Below are 12,751 nucleotides of genomic sequence, written 5' to 3'. Positions count from 1 at the left end.
GTGGAGAGGTTTTTTTATGGATAATAACTACGATAAGGATATCTGATGCAAGGTTGGCTGGTAATCTTGGTGCTGCTGATGTACCTCGGACTACTGTTTCTTATTGCTTGGCATGGTGATAAGCACACTAGGTGGTTGGCAAAATGGCGACCTTGGATCTACAGCTTATCCATTGCGGTGTATTGTACGTCTTGGACATTTTATGGAACCGTGGGGCAGGCGAGTAACAACCCATGGTCGTTCTTACCCATTTACCTTGCACCGATAATTGTCTTTACGATTGGTTGGCGAATACTGGCTCGCTTGATCATTACCGCAAAGCGAGAACACATCACGTCCATCGCTGACTTTATTGCTGCGAGATACGGTAAGTCTCAAGGCTTGGCGGTCGTGGTGACGTTAATCGCGGTCGCTGGCATCCTGCCTTACATTGCGTTGCAGCTGCGCGGCATCACCATGGGGCTGGAGATCATTGCTCCAGAACTGACCAGCAACCACAGTTATGACGTATCTTGGTTTGTTGTCGGCGCGTTAGCCATTTTTACAATGTTGTTTGGTACTCGTCATATTGATAACACCGAACATCACCGCGGCATGATGATGGCAATCGCCTTTGAATCCATCGTCAAGTTAGTCGCATTTTTGGTTGTCGGGTGTTTCATTATTTATCTCGCAGTGGGTAGTCGAGATATCGAACTTATGGAAATCGCCGCGCAAACTTACGAATCTCCCAACGTACCTACGCTCATTATCCATACATTTCTAACGATGATGGCGATCGTCTGTTTGCCGCGTCAGTTCCATACCATGGTGGTGGAAAATGAGCGAGCTCAGGATCTTCATACCGCCCGTTGGCTGTTTCCACTCTATTTAGTTTTGATGGGGATTTTTATACTCCCTATTGCGTGGGTGGGAGAAAGTGTACTCAGTGGGACAAGCCCAGACACCTTTGTTATCAGTTTACCTATGCATGTAGGCGCTACAGACATTGCGTTGCTTGCCTTCTTAGGAGGGACCTCGGCGGCAAGTGGCATGGTAATAGTATCGACCATTGCGCTGGCGATCATGGTGTCGAATGACTTAGTCATGCCTCTTGTTTTGCGCAGAATGCGTTTGACTCAGCGTAGCCATCGCCACTTTTCTGGATTGCTCTTGAATGTTCGCCGCGGCCTAATCGTGCTTTTATTGCTGGGGGCGTGGGGCTTTTATCAAGCACTGGGTACGATTCATTCGTTATCCGCGATAGGTTTTCTCTCGTTTGCCGCTATCACCCAGTTTGCTCCGGCTATTATCGGTGGTATGTATTGGCGACAAGGTAACCGTAAAGGGGCCTATGTCGGGTTGGCATTTGGCTTCACGATCTGGTTAATCACCTTGATGAGCCAAACCGATATGCTTGCAGGAGACGCCAGCACTAACTTCCTATTGTGGCTAGTGACGCCGCCTGACTATCTAGAAGCTGCCGGTATTCAGAGTTCAGATTGGGGCATCGTGCTTAGCATAGTAGGTAATGCCGTTTGTTACATATTGGTTTCCATGCTGACACGAGCGAGCCTGAGCGAACGTCTTCAATCCGCATCGTTTATTGGTATCCCTTTGCCAGAAAACGAAAACATGAGTTTGTACCAAAGCCGAGTCACGGTGGGGGAGTTGGAAATGTTAGCTTCCCGCTTTGTCGGACGGCAACGGGTACGCAATGCGTTTAAGCAGTATTGGGCACAGCAGCACGATACGATGATGCCGAACCAACAAGCGCCTTCGACCTTGATTCGTCATACCGAGCGAGTCTTGGCGGGCGTATTTGGTGCTGCTTCTGCCAAGCTGGTTCTGACATCGGCGCTGCAAGGGCGGAACATGCAACTCGAAGAGGTCGCGACCATTGTGGATGAGGCCTCTGAGTTGTATGACTTTAGTCGAGGCTTGTTGCAAGGCGCGATTGAACATATTGGTCAAGGTATTGCGGTGGTTGATAAGCAGCTCCGGCTGGTGGCGTGGAACCAACGTTATCTGGAGTTGTTTTCCTTCCCCGTTGGTCTTATTCAAGTCGGAAGACCAATTGAAGATGTGATACGACATAACGCGCAGCAAGGCTTATGTGGCCCTGGCGATCCAGAAAAGCATGTCCGTCGCCGCATCTTCCACTTAGAGCAGGGAACGCGACATACTTCCTCTCGCGCTCGCCCTGATGGACGGGTGATTGAAGTTCAAGGGAATCCGATGCCGGGTGGTGGCTTTGTGATGAGCTTTACGGATATCACGGTGTTTAGAGATGCGGAACGTGCATTGAAAGATGCCAATGAAACTTTGGAAGAACGCGTACAGGCCCGTACGCAAGAGTTGGAAAAACTGAACAAACAATTGGTGTCTGCCACTCAGAAGTCCGAACGAGAATCGCAATCCAAATCGCGTTTCTTGGCGGCGGTGAGCCACGATTTGATGCAGCCACTTAATGCTGCAAGGCTGTTTGCCTCTTCGCTGTCAGAGGTGGCAAAAGAGGAAGAAACCAAACAGCTTTCACGGCATATCGAAAGTGCGTTGGAGGCAGCGGAAGACTTGATTGGTGACTTGCTGGATATTTCTCGCCTCGAATCGGGCAAGCTTGATGTGAATATCCATAGCTTTGCGATCAACGATGTTTTGTCCAACTTGAACGCAGAATTCAGCGCGTTAGCCAAACAGCAAGGTATTCAGTTTGAGATGGTGCCGAGCAGCCTGATTGTTCAGTCTGACCCTAAATTGCTGCGCCGTGTGGTGCAAAACTTTTTGACCAACGCCTTTCGCTATAACCCACGAGGTAAAGTGGTGGTGGGTGTGCGTCGTTTAGGTGGGCAAGCGCGGATTGATGTCTGGGATAATGGGGCAGGGATCGACGAAGATAAGCAGCAGGAAATCTTTGAAGAGTTTAACCGAGGAAGCCAAGTACGATCTGACCAAGGTCTTGGACTTGGGCTCGCGATATCTAAAGGGATCGCGCATGTATTAGGTCACCAGATCTCGATGCGTTCTTGGCCGGGAGAAGGCAGCGTGTTTTCTATTACCTTGAAGCGAAGTGAGAAAGCGCAAGCTCAGCCGCAGGTTGTTCCGGTAAGCAGTGTGTCTGAATTAGGTCACCTAAATGTACTTTGTGTCGATAATGAACCAGACATACTGGTTGGGATGGAAAATCTTCTGACACGTTGGGGATGTGACGTGCGGATAGCCACAGATATTGTCGAGAGCTTAAGGTCGATTGATGAGGAATGGCATCCAGATGTGATCTTATCAGACTATCGCCTTGATGACGGACGAACAGGTCTAGAAGTACTTCAGCAGTGCCGCTTACGTTTAGGGGATAGTTTCAAAGGGGTCATCATCAGTGCCGACCGAACCAGCGATATGATGGATGGCATCAAATCAAATGGGTTTAGTTTTATCCCTAAACCGGTCAAACCGCTGAAACTCCGGGCTATCCTAAACAGTGTGTAAAAGGACTTTAAATTAAACAAAAAAACCTGCGTTGAGCAGGTTTTTTTACACCATTAACGTTGTGTCTATTGGTCAGTAAACAAGGTTTCATACTTAATGAACGCGGTCTGGGTTTCGCCGTAGTACATTGTACCGTTAGACTGAATGGCCACGCGCAACCAACTTTCTGCCGAGCTTGGTTTTGGCAAGCTGATGTACCAGTTCTTACCTTCGTTACCTGCCGCTTTCATATCAATGGGTTTAGCCATTTTATCTTGTTCATCCACCAGCGAGAGCTTGACACCTTCTAGTGGAAACTTGGCTTCCATCGATAATTCCAGTTTCGCATTGGTCAGTTTTTCAGAGCGGAACAACACTTTAAATTCGCCATTTTCCATACCACATAAGCCACTGGTATAGCGGCAGTTCGACTTTGAGACGAGCTTGTAGGTTTCCCCTTCTTGCGCAGCATGCGGCTTTTCACTGAGTGCCATGTCCGTACCGAAGTAAGCAATGAGTGACAGAATTGGGGCGACGAGCATTGCGATGATTAAGTGCTTGTTTTTAAACATTTGGGCTTCCTTGCTACAACGTTATTTGGCCTAAATTACCTAAATACCATTCTAAATCAGTATCTGGTCATTCTTGCTGGTTAAAATTGCTTATAACTTTGTTATGAATTTTGTAATTAGAATAACTAGTTAGCTGCAATTCATGCCGTGTTCTAAGCTATTTTTCCTGCGCAATTATCTGAACATCTACTAATTCAGACTGGTATGAATGAGGATAATAAAAAAGCCCCCTGACGGGTAGTCCAAAAGGGGGCTAATGTGGTTTATCTTATGAGATTAGTGGTCTACAGCGTCGCTGGCACCTGCTGGTACACGTACGTGTTCAACTAAGTCTTTCACTTCTTGTGGTGTTTCTGCTGTAACTCTAGATACACCGTAAGCGACTGCGAAGTTAAATACCGCACCTACTGCACCGAATGCGTTTGGTTCAATGCCTAGGAACCAGTTGCTTCCCCAGCTTTCTAGGTAAGTCCAATCCGCGATGAATAGGATACCTTTGTGCTGGAACACGTAGAACAGAGTAATACTGATACCAGTAATCATACCTGCGATAGCACCTTCTTTGTTGATGCTCTTGCTGAAGATACCCATCATCAGTGCAGGGAAGATGGACGCGGCTGCCAGACCGAACGCCAGTGCTACTGTACCTGCGGCGAAGCCTGGTGGGTGAAGGCCTAAGTAACCGGCCACCGCAATTGCCACCGCCATCGAGATTCGACTCGCAAGTAGCTCCTTCTTCTCGGAGATATTCGGATTTATCACACCTTTGATTAAGTCATGCGATATCGCCGACGAAATCGCCAGTAGTAGACCTGCTGCGGTTGATAGCGCTGCTGCCAGACCACCCGCTGCGACCAGTGCGATTACCCAGTTAGGTAGTTTCGCGATCTCTGGGTTAGCCAGTACCATGATGTCGTTATCAACGCGAAGTTCGTTTGTTTCAGGATTTGACGTGTACTGGATGTTGCCATCGCCGTTCTTATCATCAAAGCCTAGCAGACCTGTTTTTTCCCAGTTTTTGAACCAATCAGGACGCTCATCATAAGCAAGGTGCTGACCCGGTGCTGGGTTAACAGTATCCATTAGGTTTAGACGAGCCATCGCAGATACTGCTGGTGCAGTTGTGTATAGAATTGCGATGAACACTAGCGCCCAACCCGCTGATGTACGTGCATCACGTACTTTCGGTACCGTGAAGAAACGGATGATTACGTGTGGCAGACCTGCTGTACCAATCATTAGAGACATGGTGTAAGCAAACATGTTTAGTGTATCGCCACGTACTTGCGTAGTGTATTCACTAAAGCCGAGTTCGGTCACCACTTGGTCGAGCCTATCGAGCAGATAAACGTCTGTACCCGTCAGGGTGCTACCTAAACCGATTTGAGGGAATGGGTTACCTGTTAGATGCAGAGAGATAAAGATTGCTGGGATAGTGTAAGCAAGAATGAGTACGCAATACTGAGCAATCTGCGTGTAGGTGATCCCTTTCATGCCGCCAAGAACCGCGTACATGAATACGATACACATACCAATCAATAGACCAGTTGAGTAATCCACCTCTAGGAAACGACCAAACGCAACACCCACGCCTTTCATCTGACCGATAACGTAAGTGACCGATGCAATGATAAGACACGCAACCGCTACAATACGTGCTGCTTTTGAGTAGAAACGTTCACCTACGAACTCTGGCACTGTGAACTTACCGAATTTACGTAGGTAAGGCGCGAGAAGTAGAGCAAGAAGTACGTAACCGCCTGTCCAACCCATTAGGAATACCGAGCCGCCGTAACCCATGAAGGCAATAAGACCTGCCATAGAGATAAACGATGCTGCTGACATCCAGTCCGCTGCTGTTGCCATACCATTCGCGATAGGGTTTACGCCACCGCCTGCAACATAGAACTCTTTAGTTGAACCAGCACGTGCCCAAATCGCGATACCGATGTAAAGGACAAAGGTCGCACCAACAACGAGGTAAGTGATTGTTTTCAAATCCATCTGAGTGACTCCTTACTCATCCACGTTAAATTCGCGGTCAATTTTGCGCATCTTCCACGCGTAGTAGAAAATAATACCGAGGAACGCATAAATCGAACCTTGTTGAGCAAACCAGAATCCTAGTTTGTAGCCGCCTATTTGAAATTGGTTGAGCACGTCGACAAATAAGATTCCGCACCCAAAAGAAACGACAAACCAGATAATCATCAGATTAATCATGAGTTTTACGTTTTTGTCCCAGTAGGCTTTGGCTTTTTCCTGACTTTCAAATGCCATTGCCGCCTCCTTACGATTTGTTGTGTTGTTAAAAAAATGTTTCACCATGTACATTAGCAAGGTGTTGGCAAGAACTCTTTTCAACTTTAGTCGTGAGGAAAAAATAAAAAAGCACCTTAAAAACAGGTGCTTATTTATTTGGCGTGGTATTTTTGTGATGTTAACGCGGTGTTAATTAAGCCAAAAGTCTAATAATTAACCACCTCAAATCGAATATATTTTTAAACGTAGAAGTCTTTAATACCCATTAATAGATTATTTAACGCGACCGAGGCCAAAATTAACCCCATTACGCGGCTGATGATGGCTGCTCCAACATTCCCAATCCATTTTTGGATGTGTGTTGCTCCAAGTAACAGTAGCAATGTAATCACCAGGACCAGTAACATGACGCCTGCGGTCATTCCCTGATCAAGCAATGAGTAACGGTGGTTATCTGTCAACATTACGATTGCCATCATCGCGCCAGGTGACGCAATGGAAGGGATCGCCAATGGATACACCGCTAGGTTGGCCAAATCAGATTTACTGACTTCTTCCGATAGTTTGGTTTCTTGATCAGGTTTTGACTCACCAAAGATCATGCTCAGCGCAAACAGCAGCAACACTAACCCGCCAGCCGCTTGAAATGCGGGTAACGGGATTTGCATCGCTTCCAAAAGGAGTTGGCCTGCGATCAGGAAGAACAAAAGAACACATGTAGCGATACCTACCGCCTTTAGTGCCACCAATCGGCGCTGTTTGGCAGTGAGGTGATGGGTTTGTGAAAGGTAGACAGGCACGGTTCCTACCGGGTCGATGACTGCCCACAAAACAACGAATTGAGTAATTAAGATACTAAGCAAGCTTTAGGCTCCCAGAGTTAGTGAAACAGAGGGATAACATACTTGGCGACGGGATGAGGGAGTGCTCAGGAGCCCCGTTAGCCGGACTTAGTCACAATAGCTTAAATTGGGCTCAATTGCGTTAAATTACAGTGAATTAAGACTGAGATTCGAGTTGTTGCAGCAAGATAACTGCTTGGGTGCGGTTTTTTACGCCTAACTTGCGGAAGATTGCCGTCATGTGCGCTTTGATGGTCGCTTCAGAAACGTTAAGTTCATAAGCAATCTGCTTGTTCAGCAATCCATCCGATAGCATGCCCAGTACCTTGTACTGCTGTGGTGTGAGTGTGGCAATTTTCTCTGCTAAATCGCTGCATGCAGCATTGTTGGTAATTGAGCCTTCAGGGAAGAACGGTTCACCATTAAGAACTTGGTTTAAAGCACTCACTAACTCACGCATGTCACTCGACTTAGGAATAAACCCAAACGCGCCATGACTTTTTACTTGCGTGACGACAGAAGATTCTTCGCTGGCAGAGACCACGACAATAGGTAGATCTGGGTATTCGGCGCGAAGGTGGATAAGGCCAGACATTCCGTTTGCCCCTGGCATTTTCAAGTCGAGCAGCAGTAGATCGGGTTCGTCTTCTTTCGCGAGAACAGCAAGTAACGCATCGAGAGAGTCCGCCTCTAGTAAGTTCGCGCCACTGACTGCCATATGTACAGATTGGAAGAGTGCGTTGCGAAAAAGAGGGTGGTCGTCAGCGATGATGATGGTGTAGGTCGAGTCCATGACGTAAACACTTATAACAGTTTGGTTAATAGAATTATTGTCATCTTTGTGTTACGTAACAATGTTTATTCGCTAAAAGTCTGAACTCTATCGGGTTTTATTCGAAATGTTGCATATCAATGTTGAATGCAGGCTGAGCAATAAAACATGGGTCATTTTCGGCAAAGAAGCATCGCAAAAATGAGAGAATCACGAGCATGAACGGGAGTTCGACCTTGGTCGCTATTGCGCGTAAAAAAGCGACCAAGGTGACGATGTTTAGTTTAAAGCTTATGGGTGTCCAAATGCTCTAAGAACGGCTGTGCTTCCATAAATCCAGTCAATCTCGCATTGGAAACATGCTCACCGTTCGCATCCCAGAATTCAATAGTGGGTAAGCCCAATACATTCATCTCTTTCAGCAACGCGATATCTTGAGGCGTGCTCTTAGTGACATCGGCTTGCAAAAGGACAAAGTTATCCAGTTTTGCTTCTACTTGAGGCTGGTGGAAGGTGTATTTCTCAAACTCTTTACACGCCACACACCAATCAGCATAGAAGTCGAGCATGACGGGCTTGCCACTGAGTTTTGCTTGTTCAAGTTGTGTATTGAGCTCGGCTATCGTAGCGATACGAGTGAACTCGATAGAAGATTGCGGCTTCGTTTGTTCAGAGCCAAACCAATAGTTCAAAGCGGGTTGCGCAGACGCAAACAAGCCCAAAACAGCGATAATGCCAACGGCACTCTGTTTCCAGCCACCAAACTCTAGCGAGTTTTTAATGTGGTAAAGCCAACCAAACGCCGCGATGCCAAGTGCTGACCAAAGTCCGGTTGACCAGATTTCAGGTAAAATACGTTCTAACAAGAAGATTGGCGCGGCAAGTAAGATAAAGCCAAACAGCGTTTTCACGCGTTCCATCCAGTTGCCCGCTTTTGGTAGTAGTTTGTTGCCAAATACCGCGACCAAGATTAATGGAATACCCATTCCTATTGCTAGGGCATAAAGCGCGCCCCCACCAGTAAGTAAATCACCGCTTTGTGCAACGTACAGCAGCGCACCTGATAATGGCGCTGTCGTACAAGGCGAGCAGACCAAGCCAGAAATTGCGCCCATCGCGAATACGCCGAGTGAGTTGCCACCTTGCTGTTTGTTGCTCAGGTTGTTTAACCAAGTTTGTACACTGTTTGGCAGTTGCAGGTTGTAAACGCCAAACATCGACATCGCCAATACAATGAACAGAACACTCAAACCGATGAGCACGTATGGATGTTGCATTGCCGCCTGAAATTGCATGCCTGCGGACGCAACAACTAAGCCGAGTAGGGTGTAGGTCAGTGCCATGCCTTGTACATAGATAAAGGCCAGCCCCAGTGCGCGGCGATGGCTTAATTTTCCGCTGCCTAAAACGATACTGGTCAAGATTGGGTACATAGGTAGCACGCATGGTGTGAACGCTAAGCCCACCCCTAAGGCGAGAAACAGTAACGGCGTCCACCAACTATCGCTGAGCTTAGACGCAAGGTTAGAGTCTTCAGAAACTGGAGTGGAAGAGCTTGGTGTTGGTGTACCAGAGGTCGAATCCACGTTACTCGCTGGTGGGTTTACGCTGTTCGAATCCGAAAACTCAAAGCTTGTGATATCAATGATGCGCGTTTCAGGTGGATAACAGAAACCCGCTTTCGCACACCCTTGATACTGAACAATCAGCCGCGCGCCATCTTGGTAATCAGACAGGTCTACTTCAACAAACAGAGGCGTGGTGTAGATATTCACATCACCAAAGAACTCATCTTTATACGGTTCTCCATCGCGCATTTGGATGCCGCCTACTGTTACCTTCTCTCCGCTGATCGATATGCGGTGTTGATAGAGGTAATACTCAGGCTTAACCTGCCAGTCGATCAGTACGCGATTACCTTGCTGGAAGTAATTCAGTGGGAATGCTTCATCGACAGGAACAAATCGCTCTTTATTATCAAAGCTTAGTCCTGAGTTTGAGTTGCCAAATACAGCCAGCGCTGGTGTGGAAACGATTGAAATGCAGAGAATAAATAGCGAAAAGACGGCGCGCATAAGTGAGTCACTTGAGTTAATTTTGTTCATTTTAACTCAATAAGACATGAGAAAGGATGAAGAAGTTTCAGCGGAAAGAAAATATTATGCGATAAGCACGTTGTAGAAGGTTGATGCGGGAAGTTTGGAGCTCGGGTGGGTGTCAGCCGAGCTCCAAAATACGATGGAAGTACAGGGTGTTAAGCCACGCCCAAGCGTGCTTTGACCACTCTCTCACAGGCAGTAATTTTGTCGGTGTCTTTGGGGATCACCAAAACGGTATCGTTACCTCCAACCGTGCCTAAGATCTCGGTGTGAGGATCAATATCAACAAGGCGAGCCACAAGCTGCGCGCTGCCAGGGTGTGTTTTTACCACGACCATCGATTGGTTGTGTGTGATGAATTCAATTTGTGATGAAATTGAAGACTCTACACGTACTGGCGCGGTTTCGACCGTAATGCAGTACACCTTTTTACCACAAGCATTCTGCACCTTGACGACACCAAGTTGCGAAAGCAATCGAGAAACGGTGGATTGGCTTATTCCTTCAAAGCCGATATTAATAAGCGCTTCGCGCAGCTCATTTTGTGTGGCAAAACTTTGTTGCTGTAACAGGCGCTTGCAGGCAGCAGTAAGCGTTTTATCTTCTGAGTAATCTACTGTAATAGGCTTTAGAGTTTCACTCATGGGAACTCCTTAACGTGACGTACAACATAAACCGTCCATGTGAACTAAGGCACCCTTTGCTCCTTTATGTGCCCCTCGGCCAATCTTTAAATCAATTGGAGTAATGTTTGAGCAATCACTCTGATGGTGACTTTATCTTTATTGTGTGAAAGGAGTTTACCACCAAATAAAGTGTGGCTTTGTGAATAAGATCGCCAAACAAAAATAATGCATAAAGACAAGATTTGAAGGAATATTCTGAGGGGAAGTGGATATTTATTCCATGCGAGGAATAAATATCCAGTACGATTTACGCTATCAGCGCTAGGGGATTGAAGCGAGTGGTTAGCGAGCTTCGGTCATGATTTCACGTGAGAATACTTTTTCACAGTAATGACACTTCAAGTGCACATTGTCCTGTTTTTGTTGAACTTTAAACTTACTTTCAACCGGTTCTCCGTGCGAAATGCAGTTACTGTTTGGGCACTTAAACACGCTTTCAATATACTCAGGTAGGGTTAGGTTTAACTTGCTTACTACCTTGTATTCTTCGATTTGGTTCACAGTCGCTTTTGGTGCATAAAGTGCCAGTTGGTTCGCCTGCTCTTTGGTTAGGTAGATGTTCTCAATCTTGATCAGATCTTTTGCGCCTAGTTCTGACGAAGGCAGGTTTAGGCCGATTGTGATGCGCTCGTTGGTTTTGTGCATCTTGAACAGTTTGAGGATTTTGATCCCGATGTTAGCAGGGATGTGGTCAATCACTGAACCGTTGCGGATCGCTTCTACCTGTAGTTGAGTTTCTTTCACCATGATATCTCTCCTGCGAATTAAAGGGTGTCGTTAAGAACTAGAGCCAATAGCGCTTCGCGAGCGTAAACGCCGTTTTCTGCCTGCTCAAAGTAGTAAGCGTGTTTGGTTTTATCTACGTCGGTTGTGATTTCGTCTACACGTGGAAGAGGGTGCAGTACCTTCATGTTGTCACGTGCTTCTTTGAGAGTGTCAGCGGTTAGGATGAACGCCGATTTGAAATGTGCGTATTCTGACTCGTCAAAACGTTCTTTCTGTACACGTGTCATGTAAAGCACATCTAGCTCTGATACGACCTCTTCAATGTTGCTGTGCATGCTGAACTGGATGCCGGCTTCTTCCAGCTCTTCGCAAATGTAGTCCGGCATCGCCAGTGCATCTGGCGCGATAAAGAAGAAACGTGTGTTGTTGAATTTTGCAAGCGCTTGAGTGAGGGAGTGTACGGTGCGGCCATATTTCAGGTCACCGACAAAAGCGACGTTAAGGTTATCCAGCGTTCCTTGCGTCTCGTAGATGGAGAACAGATCCAGCAGCGTTTGAGTTGGGTGCTGGTTGGCTCCGTCACCGCCGTTCACGATAGGAACGCCGTTGGAGAATTCAGAAGCCAGACGTGCCGCGCCTTCTTGTGGGTGACGCATGACGAACGCATCCACATAAGATGCGATCACTTGCACAGAATCTGCCAGCGTTTCGCCTTTTTTCGCCAGTGAGGTGTTACCGCCGTTATCAAAACCAATCACCGTTCCGCCTAAGCGCTGAACCGCAGTCTCAAATGACAGACGCGTACGAGTCGATGGCTCAAAGAAGCAGCTCGCCACCACTTTGTTTTTTAGTAACTCAGGGTTCGGCTCCGCTTTGAGTTTTGCCGACGTATCGACAATCAGCTCAAGTTCTTCACGGCTGAGTTCTGGGATGGAAATAATGTGTTTTTTAAATAACGAATGCGCCATAGCAGTTTTCCTCGTCTCGTAAATGACAGACAAAAAAAAGCCCCCTAAAAATAGGAGGCTTGAACAGGATCAATAGAGCAAAAAGAAATAGCGAACGTCCCTGAATCAGGGTGCGAAATGGTGTCGCAATACGTAGTAAGTCGCTGTTTCATTTTGTGCTCCTAAGACAAATTGCGGGGGATTATACGTACAAAAAAGCGCCTTGCAAGCGTTTGCGAAAAGTATCCAGAAATTGGGTTTTTATGCGAAGTTGGCGACTTTTCGACTCTTCTTTTCAGCCTTTGTAAGAACTTGCTTGGCGACGCTTTTGTCATCTTTCCCATCGCGGGGCTCTGAAAAAAAATGCGGGCTTTATTCAGGGTGATTTTAGGGTCTCCCTT

10 protein-coding genes are annotated in these 12,751 nt (G+C 46.9%); 1 reads left to right on the top strand and 9 read right to left on the bottom strand.

Translation table 11 applies throughout. The features are described from left to right. Positions 1-45 precede the first annotated feature (45 nt). The gene (locus NP165_RS12215; RefSeq protein WP_257084183.1) at positions 46-3,465 is read left to right on the top strand and encodes a hybrid sensor histidine kinase/response regulator; all 3,420 of its coding nucleotides are present in this window, start codon (positions 46-48) and stop codon (positions 3,463-3,465) included. Between the two features lie 65 nt (positions 3,466-3,530). Here NP165_RS12215 and NP165_RS12210 read toward each other — a convergent pair whose 3' ends face one another. The 9 genes from NP165_RS12210 to pyrB all read right to left on the bottom strand — a co-directional run bounded on the left by NP165_RS12210 (position 3,531) and on the right by pyrB (position 12,371). Then, a complete protein-coding gene (locus tag NP165_RS12210) occupies positions 3,531-4,016 on the bottom strand; it encodes a hypothetical protein (protein WP_257084182.1) in 486 nt (161 codons plus the stop codon). A 276-nt stretch (positions 4,017-4,292) separates the two neighbouring features. Continuing rightward, the gene (locus NP165_RS12205) at positions 4,293-6,020 is read right to left on the bottom strand and encodes a sodium:solute symporter family protein (RefSeq protein WP_257084181.1); all 1,728 of its coding nucleotides are present in this window, start codon (positions 6,018-6,020) and stop codon (positions 4,293-4,295) included. A 12-nt stretch (positions 6,021-6,032) separates the two neighbouring features. Next, positions 6,033-6,296: a DUF4212 domain-containing protein gene (locus NP165_RS12200; protein WP_257084180.1), complete on the bottom strand. Its 264-nt coding sequence runs from the start codon at positions 6,294-6,296 to the stop codon at positions 6,033-6,035. Between the two features lie 221 nt (positions 6,297-6,517). Then, positions 6,518-7,141, bottom strand: a complete 624-nt coding sequence (locus tag NP165_RS12195; RefSeq protein WP_257084179.1) for a MarC family protein — start codon at positions 7,139-7,141, stop codon at positions 6,518-6,520. A gap of 136 nt (positions 7,142-7,277) precedes the next feature. After that, positions 7,278-7,913 (bottom strand): response regulator, encoded by a 636-nt coding sequence (locus tag NP165_RS12190; RefSeq protein ID WP_257084178.1) that lies wholly within the window; start codon positions 7,911-7,913, stop codon positions 7,278-7,280. Positions 7,914-8,176: 263 nt separating this feature from the next. Then, positions 8,177-9,967 (bottom strand): protein-disulfide reductase DsbD, encoded by a 1,791-nt coding sequence (locus NP165_RS12185; RefSeq protein WP_257085595.1) that lies wholly within the window; start codon positions 9,965-9,967, stop codon positions 8,177-8,179. Between the two features lie 179 nt (positions 9,968-10,146). Continuing rightward, positions 10,147-10,635, bottom strand: a complete 489-nt coding sequence (locus tag NP165_RS12180) for an arginine repressor (protein ID WP_257084177.1) — start codon at positions 10,633-10,635, stop codon at positions 10,147-10,149. A 324-nt stretch (positions 10,636-10,959) separates the two neighbouring features. Continuing rightward, on the bottom strand, positions 10,960-11,424 hold the full coding sequence (pyrI, locus tag NP165_RS12175) for an aspartate carbamoyltransferase regulatory subunit (protein WP_257084176.1): 465 nt from the start codon (positions 11,422-11,424) through the stop codon (positions 10,960-10,962). A gap of 17 nt (positions 11,425-11,441) precedes the next feature. After that, a complete protein-coding gene (pyrB, locus tag NP165_RS12170; protein ID WP_257084175.1) occupies positions 11,442-12,371 on the bottom strand; it encodes an aspartate carbamoyltransferase in 930 nt (309 codons plus the stop codon). Positions 12,372-12,751 lie beyond the last annotated feature (380 nt).

Source organism: Vibrio japonicus (assembly GCF_024582835.1).
Classification (GTDB): Bacteria; Pseudomonadota; Gammaproteobacteria; order Enterobacterales; family Vibrionaceae; genus Vibrio; species Vibrio japonicus.
The sequence above is the reverse complement of the archived record's forward strand: the minus strand, read 5'-3'. Positions and strand labels throughout refer to the sequence as shown.